Origin of the sequence: Erythrobacter colymbi (assembly GCF_002155685.1) — a bacterium.
GTDB classification, from domain to species: Bacteria; Pseudomonadota; Alphaproteobacteria; order Sphingomonadales; family Sphingomonadaceae; genus Erythrobacter; species Erythrobacter colymbi.
The window spans coordinates 1-21,398 of the sequence record NZ_MUYK01000004.1 but is presented as its reverse complement, the minus strand read 5'-3'; the positions used below and the strand labels follow the sequence as shown (position 1 = coordinate 21,398).

Annotated in this window: 12 protein-coding genes; all 12 read left to right on the top strand. The window is 68.8% G+C overall.

Translation table 11 applies throughout. The features are described from left to right. Nucleotides 1–180: 180 nt before the first annotated feature. Nucleotides 181–744 (top strand): ubiquinol-cytochrome c reductase iron-sulfur subunit, encoded by a 564-nt coding sequence (gene petA, locus BZF57_RS09615; RefSeq protein ID WP_086737195.1) that lies wholly within the window; start codon nt 181–183, stop codon nt 742–744. 66 nt (nt 745–810) lie between these two features. Next, complete coding sequence (locus BZF57_RS09610) at nt 811–2,172, top strand: cytochrome b (RefSeq protein WP_086737193.1); 1,362 nt, start codon at nt 811–813, stop codon at nt 2,170–2,172. A gap of 54 nt (nt 2,173–2,226) precedes the next feature. Beyond that, a complete protein-coding gene (locus BZF57_RS09605; RefSeq protein ID WP_086737191.1) occupies nt 2,227–3,057 on the top strand; it encodes a cytochrome c1 in 831 nt (276 codons plus the stop codon). 94 nt (nt 3,058–3,151) lie between these two features. After that, entirely contained in the window at nt 3,152–3,703 is a 552-nt protein-coding gene (locus tag BZF57_RS09600; RefSeq protein WP_086737189.1) for an adenine phosphoribosyltransferase, read from the top strand. Between the two features lie 301 nt (nt 3,704–4,004). Further along, the gene (locus BZF57_RS09595) at nt 4,005–6,845 is read left to right on the top strand and encodes a monovalent cation/H+ antiporter subunit A (protein WP_086737187.1); all 2,841 of its coding nucleotides are present in this window, start codon (nt 4,005–4,007) and stop codon (nt 6,843–6,845) included. Then, nucleotides 6,842–7,225 (top strand): Na+/H+ antiporter subunit C, encoded by a 384-nt coding sequence (locus BZF57_RS09590; protein ID WP_086737185.1) that lies wholly within the window; start codon nt 6,842–6,844, stop codon nt 7,223–7,225. The genes BZF57_RS09595 and BZF57_RS09590 overlap by 4 nt, the downstream gene beginning before the upstream one ends. Continuing rightward, nucleotides 7,222–8,742: a monovalent cation/H+ antiporter subunit D gene (locus BZF57_RS09585; protein WP_086737183.1), complete on the top strand. Its 1,521-nt coding sequence runs from the start codon at nt 7,222–7,224 to the stop codon at nt 8,740–8,742. Before BZF57_RS09590 ends, BZF57_RS09585 begins: the two co-directional genes overlap by 4 nt. Beyond that, complete coding sequence (locus BZF57_RS09580) at nt 8,739–9,224, top strand: Na+/H+ antiporter subunit E (RefSeq protein WP_086737181.1); 486 nt, start codon at nt 8,739–8,741, stop codon at nt 9,222–9,224. The genes BZF57_RS09585 and BZF57_RS09580 overlap by 4 nt, the downstream gene beginning before the upstream one ends. Beyond that, the gene (locus tag BZF57_RS09575) at nt 9,221–9,490 is read left to right on the top strand and encodes a K+/H+ antiporter subunit F (protein WP_086737179.1); all 270 of its coding nucleotides are present in this window, start codon (nt 9,221–9,223) and stop codon (nt 9,488–9,490) included. Before BZF57_RS09580 ends, BZF57_RS09575 begins: the two co-directional genes overlap by 4 nt. Continuing rightward, entirely contained in the window at nt 9,487–9,909 is a 423-nt protein-coding gene (locus tag BZF57_RS09570; RefSeq protein ID WP_086737177.1) for a Na+/H+ antiporter subunit G, read from the top strand. Before BZF57_RS09575 ends, BZF57_RS09570 begins: the two co-directional genes overlap by 4 nt. A 130-nt stretch (nt 9,910–10,039) precedes the next feature. After that, a complete protein-coding gene (locus BZF57_RS09565; protein WP_086737175.1) occupies nt 10,040–13,075 on the top strand; it encodes a TonB-dependent receptor in 3,036 nt (1,011 codons plus the stop codon). Nucleotides 13,076–13,230: 155 nt separating this feature from the next. Beyond that, nucleotides 13,231–21,396 (top strand): autotransporter-associated beta strand repeat-containing protein, encoded by an 8,166-nt coding sequence (locus BZF57_RS09560; RefSeq protein WP_086737173.1) that lies wholly within the window; start codon nt 13,231–13,233, stop codon nt 21,394–21,396. The last annotated feature ends 2 nt before the right edge of the window (nt 21,397–21,398 follow it).

The window sequence follows — 21,398 nt, the reverse complement described above, 5'->3', positions numbered from 1 at the left end:
ATCTCGCAGGATTGCCGTTAATTGCGCCGCCCAAGTTTCAAGTCGGGCTCGCCATCAGGCGTGCGATGACCGGAAGCAGGGACCAATCGACGGATCGGCCAAGGGGTTTTCGGGCCCCTAACTGGAACACCACGCCGCGCAGGGCTTTCCGGCGCGGCAAAACGAGCAGGGTAAGACGAAATGGCTACTGAAACGGCCGCTACCACCGAAACCTTCGCCGAAGACGGCGTCCGCCGCCGCGACTGGATCCACATCGCCGCGCTCGGCACCGCCGGCGTGGGTGCGGCTTCGGTGCTGTTCCCGCTGATCTCGCAGATGAGCCCCTCGGCCGACGTGCTTGCCGCGAGCTCGACCGAAGTCGATGTCAGCGCGATTGCTGCCGGTCAGGCGATCAAGGCCAGCTTCCGCAAGCAGCCGCTGTTCATCCGCCGCCTGACCCCTGACGAGATCAAGCAGGCCAACGAAGTCGATCCCAGCACCCTGCGCGATCCCCAGACCCTCGCCGAGCGCACCAAGGAAGGTCACGAAGACCTGCTGGTGACGATGGGCGTCTGCACCCACCTCGGCTGCGTGCCGCTGGGCGCGGCCGAAGGCGAGAACCGCGGCGATTTCGGCGGCTACTTCTGCCCCTGCCACGGTTCGCACTACGACACCGCCGCCCGCATCCGCAAAGGTCCGGCACCCAAGAACCTCCACGTTCCGGATTACGAGTTCAAGTCCGACGCCGTCATCCGCGTCGGCTAAGCTTGCGTATCTGAGCCGCAACGATAACCGCCTGACCTTCCCCTTCGATCAAGCCGAGAGAACGCCATGAGTTTCGCCTGGGCCAAGCAATACGAACCGCAATCCGCCTTCACCAAGTGGCTTGACGAGAAGCTGCCGCTGCCGCGCCTCGTCTACAACGCGGTCGGGGCCGGCTATCCGGTGCCGCGCAACCTCAACTACATGTGGAACTTCGGCGTGCTCGCCGGCTTCTTCCTGGTGGTGCAGATCGTCACCGGCGTCGTCCTTGCGATGCACTACGCGGCCAACGGCCTCGTCGCCTTCGCCACCGTCGAGCACATCATGCGCGACGTGAACTACGGCTGGATGCTGCGCTACGCCCACGCCAACGGGGCGAGCTTCTTCTTCATCGTCATCTACATGCACATCTTCCGCGGGTTCTTCTACTCGTCGTACAAGGCGCCGCGCGAGATGATCTGGCTGCTCGGCGTGGTCATCTTCCTCCTGATGATGGCGACCGCCTTCATGGGCTACGTGCTGCCGTGGGGCCAGATGAGCTACTGGGGCGCGCAGGTGATCACCGGCCTGTTCTCGGCGATCCCGCTGGTCGGCGAGCCGCTGCAGGTGTGGCTGCTGGGCGGCTTCGCGCCCGACAACGCCGCGCTGAACCGCTTCTTCTCGCTGCACTTCCTGCTGCCCTTCGTGATCGCGGGGGTCGTGATCCTGCACATCTGGGCGCTGCACATCCCCGGCTCGTCGAACCCGACCGGCGTGGAAGTGAAGCAGGAATCGGACACCGTGCCGTTCCACCCCTACTACACCGCCAAGGACGGCTTCGGTCTGGGCGTGGTGCTGATCCTGTTCACCACCATGATCTTCTTCCTGCCGAACGCTCTGGGCCACCCGGACAACTACATCGAGGCGAACCCGCTCTCGACCCCGGCGCACATCGTTCCCGAATGGTACTTCTGGCCGTTCTACGCGATCCTGCGCGCCTTCACCGGCGACCTCACCATCCCCTTCACCGGCATCATTCTGGTGCAGGCGAAGCTGCTGGGCGTGATCGCGATGTTCGGCTCGATCCTGATCTGGTTCATCTTGCCCTGGCTGGACAAGAGCCCGGTGCGTTCGGGCCACTATCGCCCGCTGTTCCGGAAGTTCTTCTGGTTCGGCCTGATCCCGGCGATGGCCGTGCTGTTCTACTGCGGCGGCGCTCCGGCGGAGCAGCCCTACGTGGTGATCAGCCAGATCGCGACCGCCTACTACTTCCTGCACTTCCTGGTGATCCTGCCGATCATCAGCCAGATCGAAGTGCCCAAGCCGCTGCCCTTCTCGATCACCGAAGCGGTGCTCGGCAAGGACACGGCCCCGGAAGCTCCGCGGACCGGCTCGGTGGATGGCGGCGACGCCGGCACCGCCACCGATGGCGCGCTGCAACCGGCCGAGTGATCGGCCGGGCGCAGTCCCAAGCAATCTGAACCGATAACGAGAAAGAGTTCGGACATGACTATTCGTCTCGGAGGCATCATCGCAGGCCTCGCCATCACGCTGGTGCTGGTGCTGTGGTCGCTCCTGCCCGGTGCCTATTCCTACGCCTTTGACCCGGCGCCCGAACAGCAGCCCTCGGCCGCGTTCTACGAGCATGGCCACGGCCCCGAGGGCGGCTTCTCGTTCGACGGTCCGCTCGGCAAGTGGGACTATGCCCAGCTGCAGCGCGGCTACCAGGTCTACAAGGAGGTCTGCTCGGCCTGCCACAGCCTGAAGTACGTCGCCTTCCGCAACCTCCAGCAGCTCGGCTACACCGAGGCGGAAGTTCAGGCCGAAGCGGCGAGCTGGACGATCCCGGGCATCGACCCGGCGACCGGCGACCAGACCACCAATCCGGGCAAGCCGACCGACGCCTTCCCGCCGGTCTACTACTCGGGCCAGGGCCATCCGCCGGATCTTTCGCTGATCACCAAGGCGCGTCACGACGGTTCGAACTACGTGTACGATCTGCTCACCGGCTACGGCGAGCCCGATCCGGCGAAGGCAGCCAAGGTCGGCTTCGAGACGCCCGACGGCCTCTACTTCAACAAGCACTTCCCGAACGTGAACATCGCCATGCCCGCGCCGCTGAGCGACGGTCAGGTGACCTACGCCGACGGGTCGGCCAACACCACTGCCGCGATGGCCAAGGATGTCGCCGCGTTCCTGACCTGGACCGCCGAGCCTTCGCTGATCCAGCGCAAGCAGACCGGCTGGTTCGTGATCGGCTTCCTGCTCTTCGCGACGGCGCTGGCCTTCCTGAGCTACAAGCAGATCTGGGCCGGCGTGAAGCCGAAGAAGAAGTAAGCTTCTCCCACGGCTGCAAAGCACAAGGCGCCCCGTCATCCCTTGCGGATGGCGGGGCGCTCTGCTTTGAGGGGGCCGAAAGGGGCCTACCGCGATGAACGCACCGCATCTCTCTCCCGAGGACCTGAAGCCGCTGGTGCGCACCGTGCCGGACTTCCCGCATCCCGGCATCCAGTTCCGCGACATCACTACCCTGATCGGCCACCCGCAGGGCCTCGCCGCGAGCGTCGGGCACCTCGCGCTGCTGGCCGCGCAGGCGGGCGCGCAGAAGATCGCGGGTATGGAAGCGCGCGGTTTCATCTTCGGCGCGGCGGTCGCGGTCCAACTCGGGATCGGCTTCGTCCCTGTCCGCAAGCCCGGCAAGCTGCCGATCGTGACGATCGGCATCGACTATGCGCTCGAATACGGCACCGACCGGCTGGAGATGGACCCCGAGGCAGTCGCGCCGGGGGAGAAGGTCGTGATCGTCGACGACCTCATCGCCACCGGCGGCACCGCGCTTGCCTCGGCCGAGCTGCTGCGCAAGGCGGGGGCCGAGGTCACCGATGCGCTGTTCGTGATCGATCTGCCGGACCTTGGCGGGGCCAAGCGCTTGCGGCAGGCCGGCATCACGGTTAGCGCGCTGATGGAATTCGAGGGCGACTGACCCTCACCCCCACCGCCAGCCCGCGCGGAGCGATGTTTCACGTGAAACCCCCGCGCGAGTCAGGGTCTGGGACTGGGCAAGAGGCGTCTGACAGGGGTCTGGAGGGGGTCTGACCCTAGTCTGGCGCTCACTAGGCCCGGTCTGGCAGCGTCACCCGTTCCCCGTCCCCGCCGCCCGACCGGAAAGCCAAGGCCCGCTTTGGGTTGTGCTATCGCGGCGCCCTCGTCTATGCCCTTGAGCGGGCAGCTTTCGCTCCCCCGCCGCCGCCACGCTCTTACAGGAAGGACCACCGGGGCCGCCTATGGCACTCGCCATGACGCTTCTGACGCTGGCCCTGCTCCCCTTTGCCGCAGCGCTCGCCATCGCGCTCGCCTACCGCGCGCCGCGGATCGTCCATTCGGGCATCGCGGGCGCGGCGAGTGCGGGGGGACTGGCCCTGCTGGCGAGCCTCGCCGCCACCGCGCTGAGCGGCACCCCGCCGAGCGCTTCGTGGGCATGGGTGCCGACCCTCGGCCTCGATCTCACGCTGATGGTCGATCCGCTCGGATGGATGTTCGGCCTGCTGATCCTCGGCATCGGTCTCCTGGTGGTGATCTTCGCCCACGCTTACCTCGACAAGACCGAGGACACCGGGCGCTTCTTCGCCAGCCTCATGCTGTTCCAGGGCGCGATGCTGGGCATCGTCATCGCCGGCAATGTCCTGCTGCTGATGGTGTTCTGGGAGCTGACGAGCCTCGCCTCCTTCCTGCTGATCGGCTTCTGGCAGCACAAGGCCGAAGCGCGGCAGGGCGCGCGCATGGCGCTGGCGGTGACGGGGGGCGGAGGGCTCGCGCTGATCGGGGGGCTGGTGCTACTGGGGCTGGTGGCGGGCAGCTTCGATCTCGCCACGATCCTTACCCGCGGCGCGGTGGTGCAGGCCTCGCCGCTCTACCCCGCGATCCTTACGCTGATCCTGCTCGGCTGCTTCACCAAGTCCGCGCAGTTCCCGTTCCACTTCTGGCTCCCCCACGCGATGGCCGCGCCGACGCCGGTGAGCGCCTATCTCCACTCGGCGACGATGGTGAAGGCGGGCGTGTTCCTGCTGGCGCGGCTGTGGCCGGTGCTGGCGGGAACGGAGCTCTATACCGTCACCGTCACCACGGTCGGCCTCGTCACCATGATTGTCGGCGCTGCTGTGGCGCTGTTCCGGCACGATCTGAAGAGCATCCTCGCCTATTCGACGATCTCGCAACTCGGCATGCTGGTGATGCTGCTGGGCTTCAGCCTCGAAGCCGCGGCGATGGCCGCCGTGCTCCACATATTGAACCACGCCGCCTTCAAGGCAGCGCTGTTCATGTCGGCGGGGATCGTCGAGCACGAGACCGGCACGCGCGACATTCGCCGCCTGGGCGGGCTGGCCAAGGCGATGCCGGTGACGGCGCTGGTCGCCACGCTCGCCGCCGCTTCGATGGCGGGCCTGCCTCCTCTGGGCGGGTTCATCTCGAAGGAGGCGATGCTCTACGAGACGCCCAGGCTCGCGCTGTTCGGGGTCACGTGGCTGCTGCCGCTGCTGGCGACCATCGGGGCGACATTCTCTGTCGGCTATTCGCTGCGCCTCGCCGTGCACCTGTTTGCGGGAAAGCCGCGCGAGGCCGGGCCCTTCGCCCGCGCGCATGATCCCTCGCCCGCGATGTGGGCCGCGCCCGCGTTCCTCACCATGCTTGCGGTGCTGCTCGGCCTCGTCCCGATGATTCTCGCCGCGCCGCTGGTGGGTGCCGCGACGGGCGCGGTCACTGGGAGCGCCCTGCCCGAGGTCGAGCTTGCCCTCTGGCACGGGATCAACCTCGCGCTGATCCTCTCAAGCCTCGCCGTCGCGGGCGGCGCGGTGTTGCTGTGGCAGCACAAGCGCCTGCTCGCCGCGTGGGAGACGGCCGCACTGCCCGATGCCAAGCGCATCTTCGAGCTGGTGATGGGCCTTGCCGACCGCTGGGTGCGCAAGGCGATCGTCGCCACCCACACGCCCGCGCTCCAGACCATGCTGCTGGCGAGCTTCGGCGTCACGATCCTGCTGGTGATCGAGGGCGCGCTGACCGGCGGCGGCGCGCTCACCGGCACGCGCCCGGGCCTGCCCGCCAGCTTCCCCGCGATCATCGCCTGGGTACTGCTGGTCGCCGCGACGCTTGCCGTGGTGGTGCAATCGCACAACCGCCTGCGCGCGCTGATCATCGTCAGCGTGATCGGCCTTGTCGTCAGCCTTGCCTTCGCGGTGCTTTCCGCGCCCGATCTCGCGCTGACGCAGATTTCGGTCGAGGCGGTGACGGTGCTGCTGCTGCTGCTCGCATTGAACCTCTTGCCCAAAAGCCCGCCGCTGCTCTCCCCGCCCTCGCGCAAGGCCCGCGATGCGGCCATCGCGGTGGCGGGCGGGCTGCTCGTCGGCGGGATCGCATGGGCGATGCTGACGCGCGATCCCGGGCCGAGCATCGCCGCCTTCCACCTCGCCAACGCCAAGAGCGGCGGGGGCGGGACCAATGTGGTCAACGTCATCCTCGTCGATTTCCGCGCCTATGATACGCTGGGCGAGATCATCGTGCTGGGGATCGCGGGCCTCGGCATCTATGCGCTGCTCGATACGGCAGCGAAGGGCGCGGCGGGCGCGCGCCTCAGGGCATGGCGCGCGGATATGCCCCATTCGCCCGAGCGGCACCCGATGATGCTGGTCGCCGCGAGCCGGATCATCCTGCCGCTCGCCCTGTCGGTGGCGATCTACCTGTTCCTGCGCGGCCACAACCAGCCGGGCGGCGGCTTCATCGCCGCGCTGGTGGTGGCGGTCGCCTTCCTCGTCCAGTATCTCGCCGCCGGGTTCGACTGGTCCGACGCGCGCAAGCCCTTCGGCGAGCACCGCCTGATCGGCTGGGGCGTGCTGCTGGCGATGGCGACGGGGCTGGGCGCAATCGCGCTCGGCGCGCCCTTCCTCACCAGCTGGTTCGACTATTTCAAGCTGCCGCTGATCGGCAAGTTCGAGCTCGCAAGCGCGATGCTGTTCGATGCGGGCGTGTTCCTCACCGTGCTGGGCGCGGTGATGCTGGCGTTGCAGGAGCTGAGCCACATCGCCCAGCGCGCTGCCCGTGCGGCAGGGGACAGCGGCGGGGAGGGCAGGGGGTGAGCTACGAATTCCTCGTCGCCTCGGCCATCGGCGTGCTGGTCGCGGGCGGGATCTTCCTCGCCCTGCGCGCGCGCACCTTCCAGGTGGTGCTGGGGCTGACGCTGATCTCCTATGCGGTGAACCTGTTCCTGTTCGCGAGCGGCCGTCTGGTGCTCGCCCGCCCGCCGATCTGGGACAAGTCGGTCAGCCAATACACCGACCCGCTCCCGCAGGCGCTGGTGCTGACCGCGATCGTCATCACCTTCGGCATGACCGCCTTCGTGGTGATCCTCGCGCTGCGCAGTTTCCTCGAGACCGGGAGCGACCATGTCGATGGCGACACGGTGCCGTGCGACGCGCAGGACGGGCTCGGGGACGACGGGGAGAGCGGCCAGCCGTGACCCTCGCCGACCATCTCCCGATCCTGCCCGTCGCCATCCCCGCGCTCGCCGCGCCGGTGGCGCTGCTCGCGATGCGGCGGCGGCGAGCGCTCGCGGTGGGGATCGCCTTTGCCGCGATCCTCGCGCAGCTGGCTGTCGCACTGGTGCTGATGGCGCGGGTGAGCGGGGGGACGATCCTCGCCTACCGCCTCGGTGACTGGCCCGCGCCCATCGGGATCGTGCTGGTGGCCGACCGGCTCGCCGCGCTGATGCTGGTGCTGACCTCGGTGCTGGCGCTGATCGCGCTGCTGCACGGCGTGGTGACGCGCGCGGACCGCAAGGGCTGGCATTTCCACCCGCTGTTCCAGTTCCAGCTGATGGGTCTGAACGGCGCCTTCCTGACGGGCGACCTGTTCAACCTCTTCGTGTTCTTCGAGGTGCTGCTGATCGCCTCCTACGGGCTGATGCTCCACGGGCAGGGCCCCGCGCGGCTGAAGGCGGGGGTGCAGTATGTGGTGGTGAATCTCGTCGGCTCCTCGCTGTTCCTGATCGCGCTGGGGATGCTTTATGCGCTGACCGGCACGCTCAACATGGCGGATATGGGCCTGCGGATCGCGGCGGTGCCGGCGGCGGATCAGGTGATGCTGCGGATCGCAGGCCTGCTGCTGACGAGCGTGTTCGCGCTCAAGGCCGCGGTGGTGCCGCTCCACCTGTGGCTGCCGCGGACCTATGCGGTCTCCACCCCCGCGGTCGCGGCGCTGTTCGCGATCATGACCAAGGTCGGCGTCTATTCGCTGGTCCGCGTGGTGCCGCAGGTCTTCGGCGAGGGCGCGGGCGCGGCCGCCTGGGTGCCCGCGCCGTGGCTGCTGCCCGCCGCGCTGGTCAGCACCGTCATCGGCTTTGCAGGGGTCTTCGTGGCGCGTTCGCTGAGCGAGCAGGCGGCCTGGGCGGTGATCGGCTCGACCGGCACGCTGCTGATCGCGGTCGCGGGGTGGAGCCCGGAAAGCCTTGGCGCGGGGCTCTACTACCTCGTCCATTCGACGCTCGCGGGGGCGGCGCTGTTCCTTGTCGCCGATGTCGCGGCGCGGCGGCGGGGGAGCTTCGGCGACACCGCGAGCCCCGGCCCGGCCTTCGCGGGGCGCGGGATCGTCGCACTGCTGTTCATGGCCGCCGCCATCGCCGCGACCGGCCTGCCGCCGCTCTCGGGCTTCATCGGCAAGCTGCTGATCCTCGCATCGCTCGCCGGCTTGCCCGACTGGGGCTGGGGGTGGAGCGTGATCCTCGGCACGACCTTCATCGCCGTGGTCGGCTTCGCCCGCACCGGGAGCGCGGTGTTCTGGAAAAGCGCCGAGGGCTGCGAGACACCGCCTGCCCCCGCCTCGCGCGCCGACATGATCGCCCCCGCGCTCGCCATCGCCGCGCTCGCCGCCCTGTCGGCGGGGGCGGGCGTGGTCAGCGCCTATACCGACGCCGCCGCCGCGCAAGTGCTCACCCCTGTCGAGAGCGCCGCCGCGGTGCTGGGGGAGGGCGCTGAATGAGCCGCCTCTTCCCCCATCCCGGCCTTACCGCTCTGCTGGTGGCGATGTGGATCGTCATGGTCGGCGAGGTCAGCTTCGGCGCGCTGTTCCTCGGGCTGGTGGTCGGCATCATCGTGCCGATCTTCACCGCGCCGTGGTGGCCGGGGCGGCCCAAGCTGCGCTTCCTCCCCGCGCTCGCCTATCTTGGCGTGGTGCTGTGGGACATCGTGGTGGCGAACTTCCAGGTCGCCGCGATCATCCTGTTCCGCCGCAACCGCGACCTCAGGCCCGCATGGCTCACCATCCCGCTCGAGCTGACGAGCCCCGAGGCGATCACCGTCTTCGCGGGCACCATCAGCCTCACCCCCGGCACGGTCTCCGCCGATGTCTCGGCCTGCGGGAAATACCTCCTCGTCCACGCGCTCCACGCCCCCGATCCCGCATCCGAGATCGCCAAGGTCAAGGCGCGCTACGAGGCGCGACTGAAGGAGATCTTCGCATGATCGCGGGCGCGCTCGCCTTCGGCTTCGCGGCGTTCGGCCTCGCGCTGGCGCTCAACCTGTGGCGCCTGTTCCGGGGGCCGGGGGTGGCTGACCGCATTCTGGCATTGGACACGATGGTGATCAACGTCATCGGCTTGATCGTCCTCGCCGGGATCGAGAGCGGCAGCGGCACCTCGTTCGAGGCCGCGCTGCTGCTGGCGATGGTCGGCTTCGTCGGAACGGTCGCCTATGCCAAGTTCCTGCTGCGCGGGGACATCATCGAATGAGCGGCGGCACGTCCTTTGCCGAGATGCTGGTCGCCGCGCTGATCGTGCTCGGCGGCAGCTTCGCGCTCGTCGGCAGCTGGGGGCTGGTGCGCCTGCCTTCGCTGATGGAGCGGCTCCACGGCCCGACCAAGGCCTCGACCCTCGGGCTGGGCGCGATCCTCGTCGCCTCGATCGCGTGGTTCCATCTGGTGCGCGGGACATGGACGACGCACGAGCTGCTGGTCTCGGTATTCCTGTTCATGACCGCGCCGATCAGCGCGAACATGATCGCCAAGGTCCACCTCCACCGGCTGCGGCAGGGCGAACCGAGCGAGCCCGCCGGACCCGCAGGCGCCCCCGCTCCCCCGCCGGGCGGCGCCGACTGGGCGACGCACGAGGCTCCGCACGAAGGCACCCCGGGCGATTTCGAGGGCGACTAGGCCCGCAGCGCCCCGCCGCGATTTCACGAAAGCGGTTGCGCTTCCCGCCTGTAACCTTAGGCCCGCCGCGAGCGAAAACCGACGGGCACGCGGACTGGCGCGAGACGCAATAACAAGGGGGAACACACGGATGAACGGGCTGCTTCGCTCCAGCGTGGGGGGCGCCGCGCTTGCGGCTGCCTCGATGATCGTCGCCCCGGCGGCGCAGGCGCAGCAGGCGGGGATCGCGATCACCGTGGTCGATCCGCAAGGCGCGCCGGTGAGCGGGGCCGAAGTCGTGGTCGAGAACGCCGCCATCGGTCTGTCCCGCACGCTGACGACCGACGCACGCGGCACCGTCCGGCTCGACGGGGTGAGCACCGCGGGCGAATACCGCGTCGCCGTGCCCGCCGCGCCGGGCTTCGAGCCGCTCGCCGCGCAGGCCATCGCGCTGCGATCGAACTTCACCCGCAGCGTGATCCTCCAGCTCCAGCCCGCGGGCGAGGCGGGCATCGTCGTCACCGCTGCGCGCGCGATCACCGGGCTCAACACCAGCAATGCCGAGATTTCCGCGTCGCTGGGCCGCGAACAGCTGGTCGCCCTGCCGATCGAGGGCCGCGACGTGCTGGGCGCGCTGATCCGCCTGCCCAACGTGGTGCCCTCGACCGGGTTCTTCCCCGAAGCGCCTTCGATTGCGATCAACGGCTCGAACGGCCTCGATACGAACTACCTGATCGACGGGCTCGACAATAACGAGAACTTTCTGGGCGGGATCAAATTCCCCGTGCCGCTGGGCTTCACCCGCGAGGTGACGGTGCTGGCGAATTCCTACTCGGCGGCTTACGGGCGCACCGCCAATGGTATAGTTAATTATACGACCCCGTCCGGCAGCAACGACTTCACCGGCGAGGTCTATAGCCTGATCAGGCCCGGCAGGCCGCTGGATTCCCCCTCCCCCTTCCCGCGCCGCGACCTGTCGGGCAACCCCGTCGGCGAGAGTTTCGAACGCTATCAGGCGGGCTTTGCCGCCGGCGGCGCGCTGAAGCGCGACCGGACGTTCCTTTACGCGAACTACGAATTCACAGCCGATCGCAACACCCAGATCGTCGATGCGCCGCTGCTCGGCGTGGTCGATACGGTGACGGGGAACAACCGCTTCCACCTCGGCTCGCTCCGGCTCGACCATCGCCTGACCGACGACTGGACGGTGAGCCTGCGCGGCAATATCGGCCGCGTCACCATCGACCGGCCGGGCGGGGCGCTGGGCGGGGGAAATGCGACCTTCCCCTCGGCCGCATCGCGGCAGGACAGGTTCTCGACACTGGTCGCCGCCAGCGCGAGCTATGCCGGATCGGTCTGGAGCTATGACGGCGCGCTGCAATACAGCCGCTTCCGCTGGGACTATGGCGAGGCGACCGGCGCGCCCGGGCCGCAGGTGGTGGTGCGCGCGCCTTCGGGACTGGTCGCGGGCGTAGTCGGCAATCCGGGCTATGTCTTCGACAGTCTGGAGGAGACCTGGCAGACCACCCACCGCCTCAGCCGCGACATCGGCGCGCACCGGTTGAGCGCAGGCGTGGACGTGATCGCCTCGGACTTCGCGCTGCTGGGCGGGGGGAACCCGAACGGCAATTACACCGTCGATCTGACGAATGCGCAGCTGGCGAGCCTTGCAGGCCGGGGCCTCGCGCTCACCGCGCAGGACGTGCTGGCGCTCAATCCGGCGGTGGCGAACTACGCGGTTGAATTGCGCCCGCAGAGCTTCGGCACATCGCAGACGCTGATCGCGCTTTATCTGGAAGATGCGTGGGAGCTTTCGCCCAATCTTACCGCCACCCTCGGCCTGCGCTGGGACTACGACACCCTGACCGAGCGGGGAGCGGGGAAGGGCGATACCGACAACATCGCGCCGCGCTTCGCGCTCAACTGGCAGCCCGATGCGCGGTCTTCGGTGCGGTTCGGGGCGGGGATCTTCACCGGCAAGCTGAGCTATGCCGTGATCTCCGACGCGCTCCAGCGCAACACCACCTCGGCGGGGTTCCTGAGCCAGCTCGCGCAATTGCAGGCGAGGGGGAGCATCCCTGCGGGCGTGGACCTCGGCGACATCACCTTCGACGGGAACCTCACGGTCGCGCCGCCCTGTGCCACGGTCTCGGCCTGCCCGACGCCGGCGCAGGTGCAGGCGCTGCGGAGCACCGCGACGCTGGGCGAGGGGCGCATTCTCAGCCCCACGGGCTATGACAATCCGTGGAGCGTGCAGGTGAGCGGCGGCTACCAGTATCAGGCGGCGGACACGCTGACCCTGTCGGTCGATGCGCTCTACAGCCGCTCGCACAACCTCGTGCGGCTGCGCGATCTCAACGCGCCTGCGCCGTTCTCGCCCAATTTGGCGAACCTCACCCCCGCCAACATCGCCGCCCTGCGCGCGCTGCCGGACAATGCGGCGCGGTTCGCGCTGGCCCAGAGCCTCGGACTGGTGCGCTCGCAGGCCGCCGCTGATGCCTCGCGGCCGATCCCCTTGGTGGCGGGCGGGGCGCGGCAGATCACCGTTTCGGAAACGGCGGGGGAGAGCGAGTATCTCGCCCTGATCCTGCAAGCGACCAAGCTGCGGGGCGAGGACGATTACGCCTTCCGCCTCAGCTACACGCTGTCACGCCTCAGGAACGACACCGACGACATCAACTTCCGCGCCGCCAACAGCAACGACTTCGCGAGCGAGTGGGGGCCGTCTGCCAATGATCGCCGCCACGTGATCTCGGCGGTGGGCTATCTCTATCCGGTGGACGGCCTGACGCTGACCGCAGCGGGCCTGTTCCAGTCGGGCCAGCCGGTCAACCTCGTCCCCGATGCGCGGATTTTCGGCACGCAGGATCTGAACGGCGACGGCGCGAGCTTCGGCGAGAACTACCTCGGCAATTCCGACCGCTACCCGGGTGAGCGCCGCAATTCCGCCCGCCTGCCGTGGTCGGCGAGCGTCGATATCGGGGTGCGCTATGCCCTGCCGGTCGCGGGCGGCAAGCTCGAGGCGAGTGCGGATGTGTTCAACCTCTTCAACGCCAACAACGAAAGCGGCTTTGCCAATGCGGCGACGACCTCGAACCAGATCCAGTTCGGCGGGGGCGTGCCCTTCGTGCAGCGCAATGCCGGCCCGCCGCGGCAGTTCCAGTTCGGCCTCGCCTACCGTTTCTGACCCCGCGCGGCGGCGGCTGGCGTGAGACTATATGCCAAATGATGTGAGACGGATTGCCTGACGGTTGCCGTCAGGATGGTATAGATAGCTGCCCCATCAAGCGGCCTTCCCGTCGCGGAAGGCCGGTCACCGTGTGACTGATTGGGGAAGATGCCATGACCAAGCCCGCCGCAGCCCGCAGCGCCAAGCTGCTCGCCACCACCGCGCTCGTGCCCGCCCTGTTCGCGATGGCGGCGCCCGCGGCGGCGCAGAGCTGGGACGGGGGTGCCAACACCGAGAACTGGTCGGACGCCGCCAACTGGAGCCCGGACGGCGTTCCCATCGACAATCGCTCTGTCACCCTCGACCAGACCGACCGGGTCACACTCAACGTCGCCTCGGCCAACCTTAGCTTTCTCACGATCCAGGAGCGCGCAAATCTGGTTGCCAGAGCGCAATTGACCGCGACCCGGGTCACGCTGCTGGACAGCGCGCAGCTTATCATTGCACTCAACGGCTCATTGAACGGCGACGTCGAAGTGCGAGGCCGTGACGCAGTTCTCTCCAACACCACGACCATCAACGGCAACGTGTTTTTTGCCCCCCTGAGCTCCGGCAATGCCCGGTTCTTCAACTACGGGGTCGTCACCGGCACGACGACGATCAACGGCGGCACCACCGAGATAAGCTTCAACTCCAATTTCTCCGACACCGCGGCCTTCACGGTCAATGGCGGTCTGGTGAACGTGGTTCGCTCTGACACGATCGGCTCCTTTTCGGGCAGGGGCGGCACGATCAGCTTCGGCAACGGGACGGCGTTGACGGTCAATCAATCGGCCGACGGCACCTTCTCGGGCGCGTTCACGGGCAACGGCGGCTTCAACAGCACCTATTTCGTCAAGTCGGGGGCGGCCACGCTAACTCTCGCGGGGGCCAATACCACGACCGGCGCGCGCCGGATCGAGGTCAACCAGGGCACGCTCCAGCTGCAAGGCGGCTTCGCGATCGGGGACCAGAACATCCTCGCCATTGATGGGGCCACCGTGAAGCTGCTCAATAGCGAGACGATCGGCGCTCTGGTGGGCGGCGATACGGGGGTGCTCGATCTGAACGGCCAGACCCTGCGGCTGGCCGGTGTGGGCACATCCTTCACGGCGACCAGCAGCGCCAAGCTGCTGGGGGCGGGCACCTTCCGCCTCGCGGCATCCGACCTCGATCTCCAGCTCGACGGGGCGCATGAATTCACCGGCACCTATCAGGTGTCCGCCGGCACGCTGCGCCTCGGCGGCACCGGCTCTTCCGCCGCGGGCCTGCTGGTCGATGGCGGCACGCTGCAACTTTTGTCCGACCGCGAGGTTGCCGGCGTCACGCTGACCGGCGGGTCGATCACCGGCCCCGGCGTCCTGACGTCGCAGTCCGACTTCGATCTGCGCGCGGGCAGCGTTTCGGCCGTGCTGGCCGGTTCGGTCGAGCTCGACAAGACGACGGCTGGCACGGTGACGCTGACCGGCGACAACACATACACCGGCGCCACCACGATCGGCGCGGGCACACTCCAGGTCGGCGACGGCGGGACGACCGGCAGCCTCGGTGCGGGGAACATCGTCAACAACGGCACGCTGGCGTTCAGCCGTTTGGACGGCATCACCGTCGGCGCTGCCATCAGCGGCACTGGACGGCTGATCCAGAAGGGACCGGGCACGCTGTCACTCACCGGGGCCAACACCTACAGCGGCGGGACGACCATCGAGGAAGGCGCGCTGCGGGTAGCGAGCGCTTCGGCGCTTGGTGCGTCTGCGGGCCGTGTCGTGGTCGAAGACGGGGGGATGCTGGCGTTCGACGTCGGGGTCGGATCGCCGCCTGTCACCTATGGCAACGCCATCACGCTCAACGGCACCGGGGTCGGCGATCGCGGCGCGCTGTGGACCCTCAGCGGCTGGACCATCCTTTCGGGCGACATCACGCTGGGCTCTGCCGCAACGATCCGGGCCGACGCGTTTCTCCAGATCACCGGCGGCGTGAACAACGCCGGGCACCTGCTGACGGTGAGGGGCGGCGGGGCAACCCTCATCGAAGGCCCCCTGTCCGGATCGGGGGGGGTGACGGTCGGCGAAGGCGGTGTGCTCGGCCTCACGGGCGTGAACACCTATACCGGAACCACCACCATCAACGGCGGCGGGCTCGGCATTTTGGGAGGGGCAGCCATTTCCGACTTCGGCGCCGTGGTGATGACGGGCGGCAACTTCAACGTCGGCTCGGACGAAACCATCGGCTCGCTGGCCGGTACGGGAACTGTCACCGGCAATAACACCACGCTTAAGGTCGGCGGCAACAACCAGTCGACGACGTTCGCGGGCTCGCTGCTTTTCGAAACCACCTTTCAGACGTCCGTTTCGCTCACCAAGGTCGGCACCGGGACGCTGACGCTGACGGGTGCCAACACCACCAGAGGCACGTTCCGGGTCGAGGGCGGCACGCTGGCACTGGGATCGGCGAGCGCGCTGTCCGGCCGGTCGGCGCTGGAAATCGCGGGCGGCACGCTCGACCTGCGCGGCTTCACCAACACTGCGACGAACGTCACCCTGTCGAGCGGCAGCATCGCCGGCAGCGCCGGCAGCGCGCTCGAGGTCTCCGGCGGTTACACCCAGACCGGCGGCACGATTGAAGCCGGGGCGACTGTGAACGTGGGTGTGACCAGAAGAATCGTTCTCAGCGGCGGAACGGTAGCAGGTACGTTGAGAGGGGGCCGGACCTTCTCGGAGCCGCACCTGGTATCCGGAGGCAGTGTGCTGATTACCGGGCTCCTGGATCTGGGCGAGAGCCTTGATATCGGAGGTTTGCTCGAGGGTACGTCGCTCCGTGTCGAGTCTGGGGGACGGGTCAACACTATTACCGCCGTCATCGCCCGGGACGCACTCACGACCGGCAGTGTCACGATCACGGGCCAAGGTAGCCGATGGAATTCCAATTTTCTGTTTGCGGGCGGGCTTGGCTCGGCTTCGTTGATGATCGCGGACGGAGGCGTGGTCACGACCAGCCTTCAGGGTTCGGTCGATTCGGGATCGGGCCCCGGCAGCGTCGGCACAGTCACGGGTGAGGGCAGTCGCTGGGAGATGTCCGGGCTCGGCGTGGGCATCTCGGGCAAGGGCAAGTTGACGATCGCGGATGGCGGCGTAGTCGCAACCGGCTTCGGCTCGGCTGGTGCCAACAGCGGTTCATCCGGATCGGTGGAGGTGAGGGGCGTCGGCAGTCGCCTCGAAGCGACAAGGTTCCTGACCGTCGGTGACCGGGGCGAAGGCACGCTGACGCTGGCCGAAGGCGGGGTCGCGGCCGCCCCGACATTGACGATCGGGCGATTCGCGTCCGGTACCGGTACGCTGATCTTCGGCGCGGCAGAGGGTGATCCTGCGGTGGGCGCAGGCGTGCTCGAAGCGCCGACCATCACCTTCGGCGCCGGCACGGGCACGATCCTGTTCAACCACACCTCGACCGATTTCGAGCTGGCCTCGACAATTTCGGGTCTCGGCTCGCTGCTGCATCTGGCGGGCACGACCAACCTCACGGGGGCGAGCGACGGCTTTACCGGCACCACGGAGATCACCGGCGGCACCTTGCTGGTGAACGGCACACTCGGCGGGGACATCAGTGTCAGCGGCACGGGCACGCTGGGCGGGAGCGGCACGCTCGGCGGCAATGTCACCATCGGTGATGGCGGCACGCTTGCTGCGGGCAACAGCCCGGGGACGCTCACCATCGCAGGCGATCTCGATCTGAACGCCGGATCGACCTCGACCTTCGAACTGGGCGAGGCGGGCGTCGTGGGCGGCGCGAACAACGACCTTGTCGCCGTGGGGGGCAATCTCGCGCTCAATGGCGGCACGATCCGGATCGTGCGCGGCGCGGGCTTCGGGTCGGGGCAGTTCACGCTGTTCACCTTCGGCTCGCTGAGCGGCGCACTCGGCAACATGATCCTCGATCCGATCGGCGGCGGGTTCCTCGGCAACCTCGCGGTGGGGAGCGGCGCATTGCTGCTCAACACCGCCGCCATCGCCGACATGGTGTGGTGGAACGGCTCGACCCTCGCCGCGACCGGCGCGGTCGAGGGCGGCAGCGGCACTTGGAGCCTTGGCGGCGGGAACTTCAGCAATGCCAATGCCACTGTCAGCGGGCCGTGGGCGGGCAACGGCGCGCTCGCGGTCTTCGCCGGCACGGCGGGGACGGTAACGATCGCGGCGGGCGAGACGCTGTCGCCCAGCGGTCTCAGTTTCCGCACCGACGGCTATGTGATCAACGGGGCCGATGCGGCTGCGGGTCTCGCGCTCACCGGCCCGACCGGGATCGACACCGCGACCGGCGTCGGCGCGACGATCAACGCGGCGATCTCGGGCAGCGGCTCGCTCACCAAGACCGGGGCCGGCACGCTGACGCTGACGGGGCTCAACACCTACAGCGGCAGCACCGTGGTGCTCGCCGGGACGCTGATTGCGGCGAGCAACACCGCGCTTGGCAGCGCGGCGGGGGGCACGACCGTCGCGGTGGACGCGACACTGGCGCTGCAAGGCGGGATCACGATCTCCGACGAGGCGCTGAACCTCTCCTGGATCGGCGTGGGCGGCGCGGGCGCGCTGCGCAACCTTTCGGGCAACAACAGCTTCCTCGGCCCGATCAGCCTGAGTGTGGCGAGCCGGATCGGCAGCGATGCCGGTCAGCTGACTCTCGGTAACATTGCCCTCGGGAACAGCCCGCTCGGCTTCCTCGGAGCCGGTGACATTCTCGTCACGGGCGTGATCTCGGGTGCGTTCGGCAGCATCGAAAAGACCGGCACCGGCACTCTGACGCTGAGCGGCGGCAACACCTTTGGCGGGTCGACCTCGGTGAATGCGGGCACGCTGGTGGTGACGGCAAGTGGCCGGATCGGCAGCGGCGGAGCGGACAATTCCGCGACGTTGCGCAATGCGGGCACGATCGAGGGGCGGCTGTTCAACAGCGCGGCTGGCACGGCAACCAACAGCGGCACGATCGCGGGGGGTGTCATCAATCGCGGCGCCTTCTCCTCGACGGGCACGATTGGCGTTGGTTTGCAGAACAGCGGATCGGCGGAGGTTCGCGGGGCGCTGAACGGGTTTGTGAACAACAGCGGGACGCTTGAGCTGACCGGTGTGACCACGGGGATTGGTGCGGTGGTTCAGACGGCGGGGGGTGTTTTCAACCTCGGCGGGTTTGCGACCAGCATTGCGAGCCTTGCGGGCGCCGGTTCGGTGAACCTGGGTGCGGGCGGGTTGCTGACCATCGGCACGGGCTCGGGCACGACCACCTTCGGCGGGGTGATCTCGGCCGGGGGCGGGGTGGTCAAGGTCGGGGCGAGCACCCAGATCCTGACCGGCACCCAGACCTATGGCGGGCTGACCGAGGTCAACGGCGGCACGCTGGTGCTGGCGGGCGGGACCCTCACCGGCTCGGTGGTGAACAACGCCAACCTGGTGGTCGACGGTCGCCTGCTGCGCAACCTCGGCAACAATGGCACGGCGCAGATCGCCGGGCGGATCGAGGGGACCACCTTCAACACCGGGACCATCACCAGCATCGGCGAGACGGTCTATGCCGGCCAGTTCATCCAGACCGCGACCGGCAGCTTCGATCTGGCGGGCTTCAACGCCGCGATGGGCAGCCTTGCGGGCGAGGGCACGATCCGGCTCGGCACGGCGTCCCTCACGGTGGGCGCGAACGACCTGACCACGCGCTTCGAGGGCGTGATCGAGGGCACGGGCGGGCTGGTCAAGACCGGCGGCGGCACGCTGACCCTGACCGGGGTGAACACCTACACCGGCACGACCTTCATCGAGGAAGGCGGCCTGCAGCTGGCCAGCGGCGGGCGGATCGCCGGGGGCGTGAGCAACCGCGCGAGCCTGTTCAACGCCGGCACCATCGCGGGCGCGCTGGCCAATGCGGCGGGCGCGAGCGCGACCAATATCGGCACGATCGCGGGCGGCGTGAACAATGCCGGGACGCTGGTCTCGAGCGGGACCATCGGCACCGGGCTCGACAACAGCGGCACGGCGCAGCTGCGCGGCGCGGTGAACGGCTTCGTGACCAACAGCGGGACGATCACCCTGACCGGGACCACGAGCGGGATCACCACCTTCAGCCAGACCGCCGCCGGCAGCCTCGACCTGGCCGGGTTCGACACGAGCCTCGGCGCGCTGAGCGGCGCGGGCAGCGTGGCGCTGGGCACGGGCGAGCTGACCGTGGGCAGCGCGCTGCTCAACACGACCTTCGCGGGCGTGATCAGCGGCGCGGGCAGCCTGGTGAAGACCGGGGCGACCCGCTTCACCCTGACCGGAGCCAACACCTACACCGGCGGGACCACGATCGCGGAAGGCGCGCTCCAGCTGGGCGAGAACGGGACCACGGGTTCGATCGTCGGCCCGGTGGTCAACAACGGCGCGCTGGTGGTGAGCCGCAGCAATGCCTATACGCTGGCGAGCGTGATCAGCGGGACCGGCGTGGTGGTGCAGGACGGCACCGGCACGACCACGCTGACCGGCGCCAACAGCTACAGCGGCGGCACGCTGGTCAACCGCGGGCGCCTGGTGGGCACCACCACCTCGCTCCAGGGTCTGATCCAGCTCAACGCCAATGGCACGCTCGAGTTCGCGCAAGGCGCGGCCGGCACCTTCGCCGGATCGCTGGCGGGCACGGGCCTGTTCGAGAAGACCGGCGCAGGGCTCCTCACCCTCACCGGCAACAGCAACGGCTTCACCGGCGCGAGCACGGTGCGGGTGGGCGAGCTGCGGGTCAACGGCGGCCTCGCGCGCTCGGTGGTGACGGTGCAGAGCGGCGCAAGGCTGTCGGGCACCGGGGTGATCGGCGGGCTGATCGCGCAGAGCGGCTCCACGATCGCGCCGGGCACCAGCCCGGGCACGCTCGGGGTGGCGGGCAACGTCACGCTCCAGGCGGGCAGCACGGTGGTCTACGAGATCGCCGCAGGCGCGCCTTCGGACCTGATCCTGGCGACCGGCACGGCGAGCATCAACGGCACGGCGGCGTTCACCAACCTCAGCGGTGCCAATGCCCACGTGTTCAACTCCGAGATCGTGGTGCTGCAGGCCGATGGCGGGCGGACCGGGACCTTCGCCAATGCCACCGGGCTGACCGGGTTCGGGATCATCTACCGGCCCGAACTGGTCTATACCGGCACGCAGGTGCGCCTGCGGTTCGCGCCCAACACCCTCGCCAACATCGTCGGCGGGACCACGGCGCTGACCGCCAACCAGCGTTCGGTGGTGAGCCGCATCGATGGCGCGGTGGCGGCGGGCTACAACCCGCAGCCGCTGTTCAACATCTACATCCTGCCGGCCGCCCAGCTGCCGGGTGCCTTCGACCAGCTCTCGGGCGAGGTCTATGCGACCGCGGCGGGCGTGGGGATCGAGCAGGAGCGGTTGCTGCGCGAGGCGGTGCTCGGCCGTGCGGCGAGCGTGGCGGCGGCAGGGCGCGATGCGCCCGAGGCGGCGAGCGGGCTTGGCGCATGGGGCCAGCTGTTCGGCGGCTGGGGCAATGGTGACAGCGACGGCAATGCCTCTGCGTTCGACAGCGACCGCGGCGGCTTTGCGACCGGGCTCGACTATGGCCGCGCGAGCGAGAGCGGCAGCTGGCGGATCGGGGCCTTCGGGTTCCACGTCACCAGCGACGTGACGATCGACCGGCTCGGCTCCTCGGCCGAGGTGCGCCAGTCGGGCGGCGGGGCCTATGCCTCGCTCACCACGGGCGCGTTCAGCGCGGCGGTGGGCGGCTACCTCGCCGCGGTCGATCTGGAAGGCTCGCGCAACATCGACCTGCCCGGGTTTACCGAGACGCTGGCGGGCCGCACGACGGGCGATGCGCGCCAGGCCTTCGCCGAGATCGCGTGGACGATCCCGGCGGGCAAGAGCACGATCCGGCCGTTCGTGAGCGGGGCGATCGGGAGCTTCAAGCTCGACGCGCTGCGCGAGACCGGCGGAGCCGCCGCGCTCGACATGCGCGCACAGAGCTACAGCACCGGCTCGCTCACCGGCGGGCTCGATGCGATCGTGCCCGCGGGCAAGGGGGTGCGCCTGACCGGCACGCTCGCCGCCCGCGCGCAGCTCGGCGACCGCGACCCGCAAGCAACCCTCGCGCTCGCCGCCGCACCGCAGCAGGCGTTCGCAGTGAGCGGCGTCCAGCTCGACGACGTGGCGCTGGCCGCCCGCCTCGAAGCCGACTTCGACCTCGGCGACAACGTCGGCCTCGCCCTCGGATACTCCGGCCTCATCGGCTCCACACTCCAGGACCACAGCGCAAAAGCTACCCTGCACGTCGTGTTCTGAGG

Excerpts from the sequence above, each read along its gene's own strand:
- petA (WP_086737195.1), top strand. The coding sequence starts at position 181 with ATGGCTACTGAAACGGCCGCTACCACCGAAACCTTCGCCGAAGACGGC.
- BZF57_RS09610 (WP_086737193.1), top strand. The coding sequence starts at position 811 with ATGAGTTTCGCCTGGGCCAAGCAATACGAACCGCAATCCGCCTTCACC.
- BZF57_RS09605 (WP_086737191.1), top strand. The coding sequence starts at position 2,227 with ATGACTATTCGTCTCGGAGGCATCATCGCAGGCCTCGCCATCACGCTG.
- BZF57_RS09600 (WP_086737189.1), top strand. The coding sequence starts at position 3,152 with ATGAACGCACCGCATCTCTCTCCCGAGGACCTGAAGCCGCTGGTGCGC.
- BZF57_RS09595 (WP_086737187.1), top strand. The coding sequence starts at position 4,005 with ATGGCACTCGCCATGACGCTTCTGACGCTGGCCCTGCTCCCCTTTGCC.
- BZF57_RS09580 (WP_086737181.1), top strand. The coding sequence starts at position 8,739 with ATGAGCCGCCTCTTCCCCCATCCCGGCCTTACCGCTCTGCTGGTGGCG.
- BZF57_RS09575 (WP_086737179.1), top strand. The coding sequence starts at position 9,221 with ATGATCGCGGGCGCGCTCGCCTTCGGCTTCGCGGCGTTCGGCCTCGCG.
- BZF57_RS09570 (WP_086737177.1), top strand. The coding sequence starts at position 9,487 with ATGAGCGGCGGCACGTCCTTTGCCGAGATGCTGGTCGCCGCGCTGATC.
- BZF57_RS09565 (WP_086737175.1), top strand. The coding sequence starts at position 10,040 with ATGAACGGGCTGCTTCGCTCCAGCGTGGGGGGCGCCGCGCTTGCGGCT.
- BZF57_RS09560 (WP_086737173.1), top strand. The coding sequence starts at position 13,231 with ATGACCAAGCCCGCCGCAGCCCGCAGCGCCAAGCTGCTCGCCACCACC.